Origin of the sequence: Photobacterium sp. Ph5 (assembly GCF_022129445.1) — a bacterium.
GTDB lineage: Bacteria > Pseudomonadota > Gammaproteobacteria > Enterobacterales > Vibrionaceae > Photobacterium.
The window spans coordinates 107,705-124,646 of the sequence record NZ_JADQAQ010000002.1 but is presented as its reverse complement, the minus strand read 5'-3'; the positions used below and the strand labels follow the sequence as shown (position 1 = coordinate 124,646).

The 16,942-nt window shown below is 37.7% G+C and carries 14 protein-coding genes and 1 pseudogene; 6 read left to right on the top strand and 9 right to left on the bottom strand.

The genetic code is table 11. The features are described 5' to 3' along the window. Nucleotides 1-198 precede the first annotated feature (198 nt). Complete coding sequence (locus tag I3259_RS01515; RefSeq protein ID WP_238027998.1) at nucleotides 199-618, top strand: septal ring lytic transglycosylase RlpA family protein; 420 nt, start codon at nucleotides 199-201, stop codon at nucleotides 616-618. A 44-nt stretch (nucleotides 619-662) separates the two neighbouring features. Then, nucleotides 663-1,421 (top strand): hypothetical protein, encoded by a 759-nt coding sequence (locus I3259_RS01510; protein ID WP_238027997.1) that lies wholly within the window; start codon nucleotides 663-665, stop codon nucleotides 1,419-1,421. A 60-nt stretch (nucleotides 1,422-1,481) separates the two neighbouring features. Here I3259_RS01510 and I3259_RS01505 read toward each other — a convergent pair whose 3' ends face one another. From I3259_RS01505 to I3259_RS01495, 3 genes are all read right to left on the bottom strand, one after another. Next, entirely contained in the window at nucleotides 1,482-2,240 is a 759-nt protein-coding gene (locus tag I3259_RS01505) for a DUF2076 family protein (RefSeq protein WP_238027996.1), read from the bottom strand. Nucleotides 2,241-2,594: 354 nt separating this feature from the next. Continuing rightward, nucleotides 2,595-3,296, bottom strand: coding sequence for an HAD family hydrolase (locus I3259_RS01500; protein ID WP_238027995.1), 702 nt, complete (start codon nucleotides 3,294-3,296; stop codon nucleotides 2,595-2,597). Nucleotides 3,297-3,448: 152 nt separating this feature from the next. Next, a complete protein-coding gene (locus tag I3259_RS01495) occupies nucleotides 3,449-3,775 on the bottom strand; it encodes a hypothetical protein (RefSeq protein ID WP_238027994.1) in 327 nt (108 codons plus the stop codon). A gap of 224 nt (nucleotides 3,776-3,999) precedes the next feature. Here I3259_RS01495 and I3259_RS01490 point away from each other — a divergent pair, with 224 nt between their 5' ends. Beyond that, complete coding sequence (locus I3259_RS01490) at nucleotides 4,000-5,739, top strand: amidohydrolase (RefSeq protein WP_238027993.1); 1,740 nt, start codon at nucleotides 4,000-4,002, stop codon at nucleotides 5,737-5,739. Between the two features lie 75 nt (nucleotides 5,740-5,814). Here the strand turns inward: I3259_RS01490 and I3259_RS01485 are convergent, their stop codons facing one another. Next, nucleotides 5,815-6,306, bottom strand: coding sequence for a hypothetical protein (locus I3259_RS01485; RefSeq protein WP_238027992.1), 492 nt, complete (start codon nucleotides 6,304-6,306; stop codon nucleotides 5,815-5,817). 511 nt (nucleotides 6,307-6,817) lie between these two features. Here I3259_RS01485 and I3259_RS01480 point away from each other — a divergent pair. Then, nucleotides 6,818-7,042, top strand: a complete 225-nt coding sequence (locus I3259_RS01480) for a PepSY domain-containing protein (RefSeq protein WP_238027991.1) — start codon at nucleotides 6,818-6,820, stop codon at nucleotides 7,040-7,042. 54 nt (nucleotides 7,043-7,096) lie between these two features. Here the strand turns inward: I3259_RS01480 and I3259_RS01475 are convergent, their stop codons facing one another. The 4 genes from I3259_RS01475 to I3259_RS01460 all read right to left on the bottom strand — a co-directional run bounded on the left by I3259_RS01475 (nucleotide 7,097) and on the right by I3259_RS01460 (nucleotide 11,817). Continuing rightward, a complete protein-coding gene (locus I3259_RS01475) occupies nucleotides 7,097-7,282 on the bottom strand; it encodes a hypothetical protein (protein ID WP_238027990.1) in 186 nt (61 codons plus the stop codon). A 473-nt stretch (nucleotides 7,283-7,755) separates the two neighbouring features. After that, complete coding sequence (locus I3259_RS01470) at nucleotides 7,756-8,997, bottom strand: GGDEF domain-containing protein (RefSeq protein WP_238027989.1); 1,242 nt, start codon at nucleotides 8,995-8,997, stop codon at nucleotides 7,756-7,758. 141 nt (nucleotides 8,998-9,138) lie between these two features. Beyond that, complete coding sequence (locus I3259_RS01465; protein WP_238027988.1) at nucleotides 9,139-9,717, bottom strand: DUF1415 domain-containing protein; 579 nt, start codon at nucleotides 9,715-9,717, stop codon at nucleotides 9,139-9,141. Between the two features lie 75 nt (nucleotides 9,718-9,792). Next, the gene (locus I3259_RS01460) at nucleotides 9,793-11,817 is read right to left on the bottom strand and encodes an exoribonuclease II (protein ID WP_238027987.1); all 2,025 of its coding nucleotides are present in this window, start codon (nucleotides 11,815-11,817) and stop codon (nucleotides 9,793-9,795) included. Nucleotides 11,818-12,557: 740 nt separating this feature from the next. Between I3259_RS01460 and I3259_RS01455 the strand changes: the two genes are divergently transcribed. Together I3259_RS01455 and I3259_RS01450 are read left to right on the top strand one after the other, a co-directional pair. Next, on the top strand, nucleotides 12,558-14,465 hold the full coding sequence (locus tag I3259_RS01455; protein WP_238028038.1) for a DEAD/DEAH box helicase: 1,908 nt from the start codon (nucleotides 12,558-12,560) through the stop codon (nucleotides 14,463-14,465). A 117-nt stretch (nucleotides 14,466-14,582) separates the two neighbouring features. Continuing rightward, nucleotides 14,583-15,598: pseudogene (locus tag I3259_RS01450) on the top strand (IS110 family transposase). Nucleotides 15,599-15,859: 261 nt separating this feature from the next. Here I3259_RS01450 and I3259_RS01445 read toward each other — a convergent pair. Then, the gene (locus I3259_RS01445; RefSeq protein ID WP_238027986.1) at nucleotides 15,860-16,837 is read right to left on the bottom strand and encodes a helix-turn-helix domain-containing protein; all 978 of its coding nucleotides are present in this window, start codon (nucleotides 16,835-16,837) and stop codon (nucleotides 15,860-15,862) included. Between the last annotated feature and the right edge of the window lie 105 nt (nucleotides 16,838-16,942).

The window sequence follows — 16,942 nt, the reverse complement described above, 5'->3', positions numbered from 1 at the left end:
GCTTTTCATTGTGAGTACTGTGAAATGACGTGTACTCAGAAGTAAAAAGATAGGATGAATAATACATAATGAACAGAAGATTAAATTTGGCGCTTGTATATCTGTAGGTTATAACTTTTACATAACCTTTACATACTGAAGATCAAATAGTTATATGATAGCGTTTAATTGCTCTGATGGTTATCTATAAGGATTACGATGTTTTTACCGAAAATGGCTACTCGACAATATATTTTATTACTGGCTTGTTTATTAACGGCAGGAGGGTGTGTAAATTCAGGTAATGAGGAATTAACAAAAACACGACCTGTTTTTAGCCATCAGCATCACGGTGAATACGGTAAAGCGTCATATTACGCCAATAAATATCAAGGACGTAAAACAGCCAGTGGACAGCGTTTTGATCAAAATAAACCCACAGCAGCGCATCGAACACTACCTTTTGGTACGCAAGTTAAAGTAACTAATTTAGCTAATAGTAAAAGTGTTGTTGTGACTGTTAATGATCGAGGCCCATTTACCAAAGGGCGAGTGATTGATTTATCTCGCTCAGCTTTTAGCGCGATCGGAAATACAGCATCTGGTGTGCTTAAAGTAAAAGTTGAGACCTTAAATTAGCCTGTATTAGTTTATCGCCATGACGATGATTGAAAGGATATTACATGATTTTAGAAACACTTCACCAGTCAGCACAAACTGTATTTTCAAATAAAATACGGTTAGTAAAGGCGTTACTTATTCCATTCATAGTGACGTATTTATTACGTTCGTTAAAAGTTTCAATGGCCGGTAGTGAGTTATATGAGGAAGTTATAGTTTTTGTACTCAATATAGCTATTTTCTTAGTATCTTCCATTATCTGTCTACGAACACAGCAAATATTAGACAGTCATGGTACAGATGATACTCGTTTTTCTAATTGGAAAGGTATCAGTTTTGATGCACATCAACGTCACTATACGGCTTATTTATTCTTATTATTTGGATTGCTAAATGCTATATGGGCTGTTTTTCAAATAGATTATGAATGGGTAAATAGCGGGATTTTATATACTTTATTGCTGCTTTTAGGTTGCGCTGGATGGGTGATTTTTTCTCTTCTATCATTTGTTTTACCTGCTATTGCTGCAGGTAAAAAAGCGTCATTTAAAGATGCTCTCGAGCTGACTAAGCATAAAAGATTGTATGCCTTTGTGATAGCAGGACTTTTGCCAGTAGCGTTGTATATGTTGTTTATCGGTTTACCTATTTTCTTATTATTTGCTAACCCTAACTTTGCGATGAGCCTTAAATTTATTTATGTGTTTATTTGGGGTGTTATTGTTATTGCAATTCCATTTATTATTGCAGCAGTTGAAGCTACGGCTTATCGTGCTTTAATGGATAATTCAGAAGCAACCGAAATTTCTAGTGTAGAATAGCTGATCTTAGAGAGATAAAAAAAGAGCGCTGATGCGCTCTTTTTTTGTTTTAGTAATCGATTATAGGTCGTCGTCGAAGTCACCAAAGCCACTGTCGTCGCCACCACCAAAACCATTGTTAGCGAATGTATCGTCGTCACCAAAGCCGCTGTCATCACCGCCAAAACCAGAATCGCCAAATCCTTGGTTATCATCAAAGCCTGAGTTACCAAATCCACCGGTGTAATCAGAGCTAAAGTTATTAGCTGTGTCGTCTAAGAAGCTGCTACCACCTTGGTCATCAAACGCTGGGTTTGCAACATCCGCTTCTGGTACAGCCTGATCTGCAGATGCTGTATCAGGTGCCGCATCTTGGGTTGTATCAGTTGCATCTGCTGCTGGCGCTGGATCTGCCGCTGCTGTATCTGCTGGCTGATCGTGATCAAATAGCATGTTACTAATTACGCTACCTGCAACCATACCTGCAGCAACACCTGCCGCTGTTTGCATAAATCCACCAAATGCACTTGGTTGGCGAACAGGTGGTTGTGGTGGTTGAGGAGCAGGGCGAGAACCACCAAACATACGGCTTAATGAACCACGGTTTGATTCTTCTTTATAGTACTCAGCATTTTTTTCTAAGTAGTCGTTCTTTTCTTTAAGCTGTTTTAGTGCCATTTCTTGTACAAGAACTGCTTGAGTAAGTTTGTAAATAGCATCAGGTTGAGAGGCTATTTCATCGGCAATGAATTTTTCAGCATCTGCATCTTTTTTGCTTTCTGGGCTTTGTTTGAGCTTAGTAGCAACGCTTTGAATAAGATCTTTTTCTTGTGGAGTCATGGTTTTTACCTTCTCAATACCCTATGTGCAGGGATAGCTTAATTGCGTAGCTGACTCTGAAATCAAAAAGAATCAACCTTGCTTTATAGGTTAGTTCGTTAACTGCATTATTCACATTATTCACTTGAACCGTAGCTGAATATACTAATACAAGGCTTAAATCTAAATAAAATGCACAGATAATGTATTACGAAAGTTGTAACACATCTACTCTTCGCCACAAAATATATCGGCGATTATTGTTACTATCTGTAAATGAGGGCTGCAATGTAAAATATCAATACAGGGACAAGTGAAAACAGCATAAAATCAAAAGTATGCTGTTGGTGCAACAATAATATACGTTTCCGTATGTTAGCGTAAGATATTGTTATCGTGTCGCCAGTCCATAATTGTCCACTCATTCATTTGAGCATGAAGCGATAGAGTAGGATCAGGGTTAACTGCAAAAGGTTTCTGAACGAATTGAAGCAAAGGTAAGTCGTTGATAGAGTCACTATAGCCGTAATAGTGACGAAAATATTGTGATTGTTCTGCAAGCCAAGATTCAAGACGCGTAATTTTACCTTCGCGATAGCTGAGTACACCAGATGTTTGCCCTGTATAGACACCGTTAATTGTTTCTAAATTAATAGCAATAGAATGAGATACGCCGAGTTTCTTTGCAATTGGTTTGACGAGATGTTCAGATGATGCCGAGATAATTATGATTTCATCACCACGTTTTCTATGCCATTCAATTCTTTTAATTCCATCAGAATAAACGGCAGGTAAAATGTCTTCTTCAATAAAACGTGTCACAAGTGCAGATATTTCTTGTTCCGTTTTTCCTACTAAAGGAGCTAATGTTTTATGCATATAGCTCTCCATATCAAGCTTACCTTTTTTGTAAGCTTGCATCATTTCAGCTTCTTGTTGCTTTAACGATGAAGAAGCTAGTTGGTTATTAACGAGAAATGTTGTCCAAAGGCTCGCTGAATCTGCTGCGATAAGTGTTTCATCAAGATCAAAAATGGCCAAACAAGGGCGAATGTTGTGCTCAAGATTAAGTGACAAATCTCATTCCTTACTAGTTGTTATCACGATAAATTGCTGATGAGGGTAGGGAGCTAGCATGACATTTTTGTGTCGTAACCATGTAATTTTTACTAATTCATGATTACGACAGATAAATGTAAACGGAAAGTATTGAGAGAGAGCAGAAAAGATTAAGCGATACTTTCTTGAATGAGTCGTTCATGAAGGTACTTACAGCGGTGATGTTTGGCAGTCTGATCATCAAACTCTTTTGTCATGTTAAAAGGCGTTCCCTTTGAAAAATACCAAAAGTACTTTTCGAGCTCTTTATTAAATTGACTCTCGGTACAACTAGCGACAGGTGCAAAAAAAGCAAAGGTTGTTAAGTCGTCTTTGTCTGAATTAACAAAGCTGCGCTCAAAGCCATTAAAGCCAAATGCTTTGACATTAGGAATGGGTAAACCTCCAGGCACTAAATGCGCTGGCACTGTGATTGTTACGCTTGTCATGCTCATCATGTCATCTCCATTGCGTATTGATGATAATTATACTCTACAGAAAAAGACGGTATTTCACTATAAAAATTAAATCTATCAAATATTTCCTTAACGTATTGATATATATAGTGATGATGGGAGTGGTGTTTTTTTGTGACTAATATATCTATTTTTAATGAAAAAATAGTAATTACGGTTAGATTGTTTAAGTTATATCTAGATAATTACTGTAAATAAAGGGATTTATGAAATATTCAACGCTTTCTTCCTTATTAATGCTACTGCTAGCATCTACATCATTTAGCGCTCATGCAAATGAAAATAAAGATCCTCAAACAACGATTTTCTACGGTGGCTCTGTGATCACTATGGAAAAAGCACAACCAAGAGCAGAAGCGGTTGTAACAAGTAAATATGGTAAAATTGTTTATGTCGGCTTAGAAAAAGATGCTTTGAAACAATATCCAAATTCAAAAAAAGTGGATTTAGACGATAAAGTATTGATGCCTGGTTTTATTGAGCAACACTTACATCCTTTTTTAGCATCGTTAACACTAAATATGCCGGTTATTGCACCAGAAGAGTGGAAGTTACCTTCAAAAACGTGGCCTGCTGTAACGAACCATGATGATTATATTGCAGCTTTGATGGCGCAAGAAAAAGCGTTAACAGATCCGAATGAAGTGCTATGGACATGGGGATTTAACAATTTCTTTCATGGCGAACTTTCACGACAAGAGTTAGATAAAATTTCAAACACACGTCCAATTGGTGTGTGGCATCGCTCAGCACATGAGTTTTATGTGAACTCTGCATTTATTAAAAAATTTGGTCTTAATCAAGATGATATTGATAAGTTAGGTAAAGAGGTTGCTGATCAGGCAAATCTAGATGAAGGTCACTTCTTAGAAGGCGGGGCATTAATTTACTTATTACCACGAATTGCATCTGAATTAGGTAACAAAGAGCGCTTTTCTGCGGGATTAAAGCAGATGGTGACCATGCTACATCAAAAAGGGGTAACAGCTTACAATGAGCCTGGAGCATTTATCCCTGATTATATGATCGATACATATCTTGAGATCCTTGGTGGTGAATCTACGCCGATGTATTCATTCTTTACGCCAGAAAGTAAAACGCCATATTTCACAAAAGGTAAGGAAGGCGTATTGAAGGAAGTTGAACGCATCACAACGACTTTACCAGAAGAAGGCAAGGTTCGTTTCTTTGATAAACAAGTTAAGTTGTTGTTTGATGGTGCGATCATCTCTCAGTTGATGAAGATGAAAGATGGGTATATTGATGGGCACCATGGTGAATGGATCCAAACGCCTGAGGATGTTGAAGCGATCACCAAGATTTTCTGGGAAAATGATTATCAAATCTTGGTACATGTAAATGGTGATCTTGGCGTTGAGAAGCTAATTAAGATTTTAGAAAAGCGACAAGCTGAATATCCACGTGAAGATCATCGTTTTACCATTATCCACTTTGCAAACTCTACAGATGAGCAAGTCGAGAAGCTAAAATCACTAGGCGCAATCATTAGTGTAAATCCTTATTACGTGACTGGCTTTAGTGAAAAGTTTGGTGAAGTTGGTTTAGGTAAAGAGCGTGCGCATTCAATGGTTCGCTTGGCAACGATTGAGAAAGAGGGTATTCCAGTATCACTTCACTCTGATGCACCAATGGCGCCATCAGATCCATTATTACTAGCATGGAGTGCAGCAACACGTATGACGAATGAAGGTAATGTTATTCGTCCTGATTTAGCATTATCGCGAGATGCAGCTCTGCGCGGTATCACGATTGAGGCGGCTTATTCGTGGGGTGAAGAAGAAACTCTGGGTAGTATTAAAACAGGTAAAATAGCTAATTTTACCATCCTAGAGCAAGACCCATATAAAGTGGATATTAAGACACTTAAAGATCTGCCAATTTACGGTACCGTATTTGAAGGTAAGTTATTTCCAATTGATAAGTAACAGACTGTAAAAGCAATAAAAACGCCTATTCATAGCATTTAAGCTGAAAATAGGCGTTTTAAATTATAGGTCTAATTAATCTTTAACCCATTGATCATTAACTTTCTTCAGTGCAACTTCTTCTGAAATTGTATCGACAACTTGACCTGCTTTGAAATCGCCGTATTTTGCTCCGTAAGCTACAACCATAACTTCTGAAGATAGGTTGTTCTTAAGGCTAGTTAATGCTGAACCTAAATCGTTTTTGGTTTGATCTGCGGCATTATTTTCTTTAGCTGGTTGCTCTGCAACTTTACGCATTGACTCTTTGAATTGATCAAGACTCTTTGTTGCAACAAGATCGTAAGTTACTTTTGCTTTGTAATCAGTTTTTGTATCAAGTAATACTTTATCAATCTTTAGATTCTTAACTTCAAACGGAGTTGTGTCAGCCGTAATACCAAGATTTGGTTGCTCGTATTGGCTTGATTGTACAACATTACTGATTGTTGATTCGTCAACTTTATCACTGCATCCAGCAAGTAATAATGATGATGCAATGGCTGCCGCTAAAACAAACTTTTTCATTGATAACGCTCTTTAAACGATGAAATATGCTTTAATTTATACCCCTTGAATGAATAAGGAGCAAGCTTGTACTAGCAAATCTTTCCTAATGCTAACAATTGTATACGAAATTGATGGGTGTTTTTTTACATTGTGATATACATAAAAATCTTTTTAATAAAGAATAAGATAGAAGTGATGTAAGAATGTAACATATGTACAAATGGAAGTAAGACTGGTTATAGTTGATTAAGATAAAGGAAATTAACATTGCCTTACTCTATTACATATTCTCTAAATCGAGAGTCTCAATATTGATTAATTCGTTACACTTAAATGAAATAAAAGCAGGGAAGAGATAATAGTTATATATAAATAACATGGGGTCGTTGATGATAGCGACATCTAATTTTTTTGGTTAATAATAGCTTGAATTGTTTCAGGCTATTGATAAATACGGCAGCTCAGATGGATGAAAAAGATGAAATTTAAGCTATTTGTGCTATCACTCAGCACTATGGGTTTGTTTTTTATGTCAATAGGTTACGCCGATCCGATAGAAAAGTCTTCAGACGTAATTAGCATCCCTAAGGCAATGAAAATTCTTGAAAAAGGTGGTTATTATGATTTTCGAAAAATTAAGGTAGTTCGAGAATATAATGAGATAGAAGTCGACGCCTTAAATAAAGATGGTCATCGTGTTGAAATTGAAATGGATCTCTATACTGGTGATATCATGCAAGAGCAGTTGTATTAAGCAATACAAAAACGGCGATGAATAATCATCGCCTGATATTAAATGATTACTTATTTAGTCGTGATCATCATAATAAAAACGTCCCTCTAGCGAGTAAGGGTCATTTTGGTCATATAAATTATGGTGCCCCCTCATTTTCTTTAATTGCTTCTCTAGGGTCCTGGCCTGATCAAAATGACCTTCTTGATAGGCAATAGATATTTTTTGTTCGATATCTTCAATTCTATCTTGGTTATTCATGTTCAGTCCTCCATCTATATCATTATCATATGCCACGATGAATAATTGCCAATTGAGATTGACCTTATAATTTTATACTAAAAATATATAACAATGGATTAACAACCTGTACTTTTTCAGTAATAAAATGAATCAAAGAAGCATTATGTTCATAAAAATAGTCATTTTGCATCGGTAAACGACCTATTCTGCTACCTGGTTAAATAAAGTGGTCAATTGTAAATATTGTGTGATATGTTTGATTTGTTGATAGTTTTATAAAGATAAAAACAAGCAGATTGTGAATAATCTGAGGCTATAAATGAATCAAGAGTTTGTGGATGTTCTTCAAAAATAGTATTGAATAAAGTTTGGCCGCTGATTATCAATACTGGATTGGTTGTTCTTTAGTTATATAAGTACATGACGTATTAAGCCCGATGTGTACATCGGGCTTATTTTTTATATTACTAGCGTGAAGATAAAAATTTTGGTTACTGTGCGTATTGCACACGATTTCTCCCCGCTTCTTTTGCTTGATATAATGCGTTATCAGCTTGTTTTAAAACATCTTCTGGTTCTTGTTCTAAATAGTTTTCTGCAACGCCAATACTGACTGTTACTTTCACTGATTTTGATGTTTGATCTTGTCCACGGGCTTTAGATCCTGCTCGATTACTGGTGGGACGCTTATCATGATCACGAATAATCATTTTATATTTTTCAATTTTTTCTCTTAATTCTTCAAGAAAAGGTAAACATTCGTGGATACTTTTCCCTTTGAATAAAATTGTGAACTCTTCCCCACCATAACGGTAGGCATTACCACCGCCATCAATATCTTTGATAAGAGTAGCAACTAATTTAAGCACATCATCACCAGTATCATGACCATACTTATCATTAAATTTCTTAAAATGATCAACATCAATCATTGCCAAGGTATAGGTTCTTCCCAAATGTTTAAGTTCGTTGTCTAAAGCACGGCGTCCCGGAATCTCTGTAAGTTGATCGATAAAAGCTAATTCATGACTACAGCTGATTATGTTAATGAGTAGTAATAGTGCGACAATACTAAATGCAACACTGGAAATGAATGGGTAATGAAAAAAGATAAAGGTTACAAAAGTAAACAGTAAACAGATAAAGACTGTTTGATCTGAACTATGGTTACGCTTTAAGAGTGTTGATGCGCTACTACAAACTAATGCGAGATTTAACAACAGTAAAACAAGAGGTAAGAGTGATACATTTCGATAAGAAAAAAGATAAGTATCCCACCATGAAGTAAGATCCGTAGCGTAAAAGTGTTTATACACTAAAGCAGCCCATCCCACTTGTAATAGCAGAAAAACAGCAAATAATGCACCAAAACGAGAAAATAAGCGCTTATCAGGCATGATATGTACTTGGAGAAGATTAAAGGGGAGTAAGCTTGCAAGTAAGCTAAAAATGAGTTTGACGTTGTCATTTGTCAAAGGCGTTTGAAGGTAATGAATGATGATCAGATATGAAACTAACATTATTAGTGCAACAAAACCGGTTCTACCTTGATTAAACGGTTGGCTTAGAAAAATAACAACTGCAAATAGAATATAGGGAATATTAACAAGAAGATCTTGATAGTTTGCCAATGATACTGCGGAAAAAGGTAATGCTATTAACATTAAGATTGCTATCGTTAGCGGGATCATTAACCGCATACCTGCTGAACGAAAGTGTGAAAAAGGGTGCATTAATATTAACCTTAAATAAATACGTCTGTTTATGAGCTAATACGAGCCTAATAATTAATCGTATTTATTCTCTTCCATGAATATGTTAGCCGTGGCGACTATTTTAGCTATATCGGCTAACACATCAATAACTTAAATTATCTATTTCTTTTCTAGGTATGGGAACAGTTGTTGAATTTGCACTGGTGTTAAATTCTCAACACAGTCAATATTTCGTTCAGGGATAGCTTCAGGATCAGGGTAATGCTTGAGTACCTTCTCCATACTTTCTTCACGGATCAAATGAAAAATAGGATAGGGTGAGCGGTTCGTTAGATTTTCAGCATCCTCAGGCTCTGTGCCATAAAAGCAATAATCTGGGTGAAAACTAGCGATTTGATATATACCACTTTTACCCAGTTGGACGACAAGCCCTTCGACTAAATCAAGGAATTGATTGTAATCGTCGAAATCCTCAAGTAAATAAGGTGCGACAACAAGTGTCGTTTCTAACTCTTGGGGTGGTGTTTCATCGAGTTCTTTAAGCTGCAAATAAATAGACTCAAGCAGGTCGTTTTCAGTCTTGTCACTGCTTACATGAATTTTAATTTGTTTGTTACGTTGAGGCTTAGCAGCAAAAGGGCAAAGGTTTAAACCAATCACAACATCATTGAGCCATTGCTGAACACTTTGCTCAATATCATTAAGCGTTTGATCATTTTTGGCGATTGTTGACTTCATAGACTGACTTTCCAATAATTTTAGTTATAAAAAAGGCCAGCAAAGGCTGACCTTTTTGAAGTGATAACAGAAGATTTACGCTTTAACTTCTTCTTTATTTTCTTCAGCTATTGCAGATTCAGTATTCTCTGGCTTTTCGGGCGCAGGGAATTGTTTTACTGGTTTAGCAATAAGTTGACGAGTTGCGCTTCGTATCTCAGCAAGTGTTACTTCAAAGGTATCGCCCAATTGATATTCTTTCACGCCATCAATGGTAATAATACCGAGTTCACCGCTACAGCTAATACGTTCTTTATTATCTAGAATTAATGAGCTAGGAATAAACGCGGCAGCGCCATTTTCTAATAGGCGCACACGCATACCTGCACGATTAATATCGAATACTTCAGCATTAAAGACGGTCGCATTTTTAACGGCGTCTTTTAGTAATCGAACATATAGCCAATCTGAAACATCACGCTCTGCCATGCGGTGGCGACGACGATGTAAGGCTATTTCATCACCAACATTATCATCAGGGGTTTGGCTTGGCTCATTACCTGTGATTAGCGCTTTTAATAAGCGGTGGTTAATCATATCGCCGTACTTACGGATAGGCGATGTCCAAGTTGCGTAAACATCTAAGCCCATTGCGTAGTGAGGAGCAGGTGTATTTGCCACTTCACTGTACGCTTGGAATTTACGTAAGCGATTATCTAAATAAGTGCTATTAAGTGTATTTAACCAACGACGTAAAGCACTAAACCCATTTAATTCAAGCAATTGCTCTTTTTCAAAAGGTGCTTCAGCATTGGTTAAAAACTCCATTGCAGTATCTAACTTTTCAGGGTTAAAGCCGCTATGAACGTTAAATACACCAGTGCCGAACTTTTCTTGAAGCGCACGACCAGCACAAATATTAGCTGTGATCATTGCTTCTTCAATCATACGATTTGCTGTACGACGCGCATCGGTATGAATAGCTACAACATCGTTATCTTCACTTAATTCAAAACGGTAATCTGGACGATCTGGAAATACAACAGCGTTCTCTTTACGCCATTTAGTACGTGCGTCAGCAAACGCTTGTAATGCACGAACTTGTTGTTCGATCTCAGTGTTTGGCATCCAATTTTCACAACTGCCATTTTCTAGGAAATCAGAAACGTTATCGTAAGATAGTCTGCCTTGCGATTTTATCCATGCTGCGAAGAAAGTAATATTATCTTGGATAACACCATCTTTATCGACAGTTACTCGGCAACAGAGAGTAGGGCGCTGCTCGTTTTCAATTAATGAACAAAGCTCATCACTTAATTCACGAGGAAGCATTGGGATATTGCGACCCGGTAAATAAATAGTAAAACCACGCTCACGTGCTTCATCATCCATCTTATCGCCAACAGCAATGTAAGAGGTTGGATCTGCTATCGCAATAGTAATATCAAAACTACCATCAGCATTTGCAATTGTGTAGATGGCATCATCCATATCTTTAGTTGATTCACCATCAATGGTAATAAAAGGTAAATCAGTGAGATCTTGGCGTTCAAGTGTTTCATCTAGCATCGTCCAGCTTTCTTGTGGTGCTGGCTCTGCATTGGGTAGTTCGTGGCGTGCTAACGTAACCCACCACGGTGCAATTTTGTCATTACTATCAGTGATTTTCTCTGTAATATCACAGAAGAATGTTTTGTTATTATCTACAAGAGGGTGGCGAGTTAGTGTTGCAACAACCCAATCACCTTCTTTAAGCGTTTCAGGATTCAATCCTTTAACTGCTTTTGCTTTAATTGCATCTTTAAGCTGAGGATGATCAGGCACAACGTGCAAACGATCACGAATTAGCTTTACTCGACCAATAAAGCGCGTCATTGATTGTTCAATTAGCTCTTGTGGTTCAGCTACTTCACGTTCCTTTTCTGTGCGAATAACTGCCATAACACGATCACCGTGCATAACATTTTTCATATACAGTGGCGGAACAAAAAAGCTTTCTTTGTTATCAGTTTCTAGAAAGCCAAAGCCACGATCAGTTGCTTTGATATAACCTTCCTTTTTAGGAAGTGTTTCTTGAATTTGCTTTTTAAGCTGTGCTAACAGCGGATTATCTTGAAACATTATACCTGGTCTCAGATTATTGACGTTGACACTATACTTTTTTGGGTTGATAAAACCAATATTTGAGCAAGATATTTTCGTTAAATGTGCATTTCATTAGTAGGATTTCATATAAAACGGAACATATCTTATGTTGCAACTGAAACATTTTAGGGAAAAGAGTATTTGGTGAAATGCTAAGTTAATAAAAATAAAGCACAGGGGGAAGAAATAGGTGTTAACACAAACTTTATAATGTTTTTTATTTTCATTAGTATTAGATGTTCTTATCCTTAAATTGTGATGGCTATTTAAATATTTAATTATCAATTATTTATGCGTTATTCTTTCACTGTTTAGTTAATCTGTGTTGCAGGCTGTAAATCAATCATTTTTTAAAAAAGAAAGGTAAAGAGAAGGTATTTGAAAATCTATTTATAAGATAAGAAAGTATTGGCAAGTAATGCAGGGTGATTCACTATTCTGGTTACTTTACTCCGTATATTTAAAGTATTAACAGTAAGATAGGTTAAATAATAACTGCCTTATGAATATTTATGTTTATCTGATGTTCTAATTGTTCAAGAAATAGTAATTTGAGACTTATTTTGTGACATTCCTCAATTTTTTCTGGCTTTTTATCAAGTATTACCTCACAATACGCCCCCTATTAGTCGAGGCCCGTGCTTGAGGTTGCTGTTGCAGAACCCGTATGTAGCAAAGGGGCCCCGTTTTTAAGTCGTTCATATATTGGGATCCCAATGCAAGAAACTGTAACAGAATTTCGCCAACTAGACTTGGCCGACACACTTCTATCTGCACTAGACAACATGGGCTTTGTAGCGCCAACGCCGATTCAGGCAGCGTCTATACCTCTACTACTAACTGGTACTGATGCCCTTGGTAAAGCGCAGACAGGTACTGGTAAAACAGCAGCATTCTCACTGCCTGTACTAAACAAAGTTGACTTATCTCAGCACAAACCACAAGCAATTGTTATGGCTCCAACGCGTGAGCTTGCAATTCAGGTTGCTGCGGAAATTAAAGTACTTGGTCAAAATATCAAAGGCCTAAAGGTTCTTGAAATTTACGGCGGTGCTTCAATCGTTGATCAAATGCGTGCACTTAAAAACGGTGCTCACATCGTTGTTGGTACACCTGGTCGTGTTAAAGACCTTATCTCACGTAAGCAACTTCAACTAGACGAAGTACATACTTTTGTTCTTGATGAAGCTGATGAAATGTTGAAGATGGGCTTCGTTGACGATGTAACTTGGATCATGGAACAAGCACCAGAAACAGCACAGCGTGTGCTTTTCTCTGCAACTATGCCTCCAATCGTTAAAGAAATCGTTGATCGTTTCCTACGTAACCCTGCACGCATTGACGTTGCTGGTGAAAACCGTACTGTTTCTAAAGTAGAGCAGCAGTTCTGGGTTGTTAAAGGCGTAGAGAAAGACGAAGCAATGAGTCGTCTACTTGAAACTGAAGATACAGATGCATCAATCGTATTCGTTCGTACTCGTCAAGATACTGAGCGTCTAGCTGATTGGTTATCATCTCGTGGCTTTAAAGCTGCGGCACTTCACGGTGATATCCCACAGTCGCTACGTGAGCGTACTGTTGATCACATCAAACGTGGTGTTATTGATATTCTAGTTGCAACTGACGTTGTAGCACGTGGTCTTGATGTTCCACGTATTACACACGTATTTAACTACGATATTCCGTTCGATGTTGAATCTTATATTCACCGTATCGGTCGTACAGGTCGTGCAGGACGTGCTGGTAAAGCGATTCTATTAGTTCGCACAAACCAAATCCGTATGCTTCGTACTATCGAGCGTGTTACTAAGTCTCGCATGGAAGAAATTCAACTTCCTCTACGTGATTTAGTTGCTGCATCTCGTTTAAACCGTTTAGGTGAAGAGCTAGCAGCACAAAAAGAACAAACAAGTGTAGAAGCGTTTGTTGAACTTGTAGAAAAACTACAAGAGTCAATCGATGTTGATGCAGCAACACTTGCAGCAATGCTTCTTCAGCGTCAGCAAGGTAACCGTCCTTTATTCTATAAAGGTCCAGACCCAATGATCGCTGCTATCGAACGTGAATCACAACGCCGTGAGCGTCGTGGTAACGATCGTGACCGCGGTGAGCGTGGCGACCGTCGTGAGCGCGGTGGTGAGCGCGGTGAACGTCGTTCATACAACAATGCTGACTGGGATACTTACCAGTTACAAGTTGGTCGTGAGCAAGGTGTTCAGGTTAAAGATATCGTTGGTGCAATCGCGAACGAACTAGGTCTAAGCAAAGAGTTCATTGGTGCAATCAAACTTGCTCCAACACATACTTTTGTTCAACTTCCTAAGAAGATGACAGCAGAAGTGGCTTCTCAGCTTAAGAAACTACGCATTCGCCAAAATGATGTTAAAGCAGTAGTTGTTGAAGGCGAAGTTCTTCGTGAACATCGTCCTCGTAGCGGCAACCGTGATGGTAATCGTGACGGCAACCGTGGTGGCTACCGTGGTAATCGTGAAGGTAATCGTGGTGGTGAGCGTGGTGGTGAACGTCGTTTTGACCGTAACCGTGGTAATGATACACGTGGTGGTTACCGTGGCAACCGCGATGGTGCACCTCGCACAGATCGTAAGCCTCGCACAGAAGCATAATTTATTTATTAAATTAGATTGCTAAATAAAAGCCGAGTTAATTAACTCGGCTTAATTAGATGGTCCGCCTCACTCTAAAGCCGCTAGGCTTTAGTTGTGAGTATTAGGAGGCGAACCATCATGTTAATTAAAGTACTTGGTATTGATTTAGGCAAAACTTCATTTCATTTAATTGGACACGATCATGCGGGCCGTGAGGTATATCGCAAAAATGTAACCGTACTCAACTATTAAAAATATTGCTCCAACTTGATAAAACTACTGTGGCAATGGAATCTTGTGCCGGATCTCACTGGCTAGCAAGAAAATGCCAACAGTTCGGACATAACACCAAACTAATCCCTCCTCAATACGTTAAACCCTATGTAAAAACTAATAAGAATGACTACATTGATGCAGATGCTATCGCTGAAGCTTCAACTCGACTTTCAATGCGTTTTGTTAGTGTCAAAACTGAAGAATCCCAAATTTTATCTGCAGTACAACGTATCCGTTCTGGGTTTATTAAAGAACAAACAGCAACGATGTGTCGCATTGGTGCACTACTACTTGAGTTTGGTATCACTTTTCCTCGTGGGCATGCGGCTATGGGGAAATTATTTCAGTGGCTTGCCGATAAAAATTACACCTTACCACCGCTTTTGCTCCAAGAATTAGCTGTTATTTATGAACATTATCAATATTTACATCAAAAGATTGCTGAGCAAGATAAAAAGATAAAAGCAGTTTTGAAAGAATCAGAAATGGGTGAATTATTACAAACTATCCCAGGTATTGGACCGATGATTGCGAGTGCATGTTTATCAGAAGTACCATCACCAAAAGATTTTAAAAATGGACGACATCTAGCGGCATGGATGGGTTTAGTTCCTCGTTAATATTCAACAGGAGGAAAATCCACACTATTGGGTATCAGTAAACGAGGGAATAAGTCATTAAGGACATTATTTATTCACGGGGCGAGGGCCCTGATTTCAAGGCCAAAAATAGCTGAAGCTATTTTTTGGGATTGGATAACAGAATTATTAAAACGAAAACCATTTAACGTTGTAGTTGTAGCCTTAGCAAATAAGTTAGCAAGGATCGCTTGGTCAGTAATGGTAACTGGATTGCCATTTAGAAAAATGAATTAATCAGATTTGCATGTGTAGAGAGATAACAGAACGGTTAAACCACCAGATAAAGGACCTGACACAAAAAACAGTGATTATACACTTTCGGCTTTTTAAGGATTATCTGGCGCGGAGCTTATCGTGGAGATGAAGTTTAAGTAAGTTAACTTCAATTAAACTCCGAATACATTAGCGCAAACCAACCTCGTTATCGAAATTTGCATTTGCAATAACGAGGCGGACCATACATTTTTGTGTCTATTATCCCGTCCTAAAATGTGTTTAGGCATTATAAGCTTTTGCTCTTACCATTTTACGGTATTGATTTGGAGTAACATCGAATTCTTTTTTAAAGATGGTCGAGAAATGATAGGTATCTTTATAACCCACTTGTTCTGAAACATCATTGATTGTCATTCCAAAATCGCGCAGGAGTTCTTTTGCGGTAGTCATTCGCATCTTTTGAAGGTATTGATGAGGAGCCAGTCCTACCTGATCTTTGAATTTACGATTGAAAGTGCGTAAGGGTAATTGACAATGCTCTGCGATACTTTTTGCAGTGATCGACTTACTCATATTGAGTCTGATCCAGTCTTGCGCTAAAGCAATTGATTCATCAAATTGTACTTGCCCCCCAATTTCATAAAATGGTTGATGATCGGATTTACTGATCTCATGTCCGTAATGTGTCTCTATTGTTTTAGCTATCTTTTGACCAAAATTATTAGTAATGAAATACAACACCATTTCGGTTTGAGAGTTAATACTTTCAGTACAATAAAGGCCATTAGCAGAGGTTATTGATGCCTGCTTATTGAGTTTTACTTTTGGATACAATTGAGAGAATTTCTGGTAAAAATACCAGTGAGTTGTTGCAGTTTGATCATTTAATAATCCAGTCTCAGCAAGCCAAACAACTCCAGTTCCGGTTGCAATAATCTTAGCACCGTTTTGGTATTGTTTAATGAGCCAATGAGGAATTTCAGGGTGTTTGGTGAGTGAAGCTAATGGGTTCCCCCACATAGGCGGTAATATAATGACATCAAACGTGTCATCATTATCAAATGTAATATCAGGTTGAATACGGATTCCTGCAGTTAATTTGGGTGATATTAGACTGGGAGCAATCACCTTTATTTCAAAAGGGTGAGCTTTTTGGCTTTTTCGATCACGAAGACTTGCAGCACTGGTAAGCATTTCAGCACTCAGTGATATTCCTGTGATCAAGGCGCGATGATAGAGCACAAATCCGATCTTCATACTTTTCCTACGAGATTAACGTATTAATTATGTTGCCTATTATTTTTATGTTTGGCGCATATGTCAGTTATTTTGGCATATATATAAGGTGATAAACAATCTAAT

What these genes read in the sequence shown, in the direction of transcription:
- I3259_RS01515 (WP_238027998.1), top strand. Translation starts at nt 199, where the DNA reads ATGTTTTTACCGAAAATGGCTACTCGACAATATATTTTATTACTGGCT.
- I3259_RS01510 (WP_238027997.1), top strand. Translation starts at nt 663, where the DNA reads ATGATTTTAGAAACACTTCACCAGTCAGCACAAACTGTATTTTCAAAT.
- I3259_RS01505 (WP_238027996.1), bottom strand. Translation starts at nt 2,240, where the DNA reads ATGACTCCACAAGAAAAAGATCTTATTCAAAGCGTTGCTACTAAGCTC.
- I3259_RS01495 (WP_238027994.1), bottom strand. Translation starts at nt 3,775, where the DNA reads ATGATGAGCATGACAAGCGTAACAATCACAGTGCCAGCGCATTTAGTG.
- I3259_RS01490 (WP_238027993.1), top strand. Translation starts at nt 4,000, where the DNA reads ATGAAATATTCAACGCTTTCTTCCTTATTAATGCTACTGCTAGCATCT.
- I3259_RS01485 (WP_238027992.1), bottom strand. Translation starts at nt 6,306, where the DNA reads ATGAAAAAGTTTGTTTTAGCGGCAGCCATTGCATCATCATTATTACTT.
- I3259_RS01480 (WP_238027991.1), top strand. Translation starts at nt 6,818, where the DNA reads ATGTCAATAGGTTACGCCGATCCGATAGAAAAGTCTTCAGACGTAATT.
- I3259_RS01475 (WP_238027990.1), bottom strand. Translation starts at nt 7,282, where the DNA reads ATGAATAACCAAGATAGAATTGAAGATATCGAACAAAAAATATCTATT.
- I3259_RS01470 (WP_238027989.1), bottom strand. Translation starts at nt 8,997, where the DNA reads ATGCACCCTTTTTCACACTTTCGTTCAGCAGGTATGCGGTTAATGATC.
- I3259_RS01465 (WP_238027988.1), bottom strand. Translation starts at nt 9,717, where the DNA reads ATGAAGTCAACAATCGCCAAAAATGATCAAACGCTTAATGATATTGAG.
- I3259_RS01460 (WP_238027987.1), bottom strand. Translation starts at nt 11,817, where the DNA reads ATGTTTCAAGATAATCCGCTGTTAGCACAGCTTAAAAAGCAAATTCAA.
- I3259_RS01455 (WP_238028038.1), top strand. Translation starts at nt 12,558, where the DNA reads ATGCAAGAAACTGTAACAGAATTTCGCCAACTAGACTTGGCCGACACA.
- I3259_RS01445 (WP_238027986.1), bottom strand. Translation starts at nt 16,837, where the DNA reads ATGAAGATCGGATTTGTGCTCTATCATCGCGCCTTGATCACAGGAATA.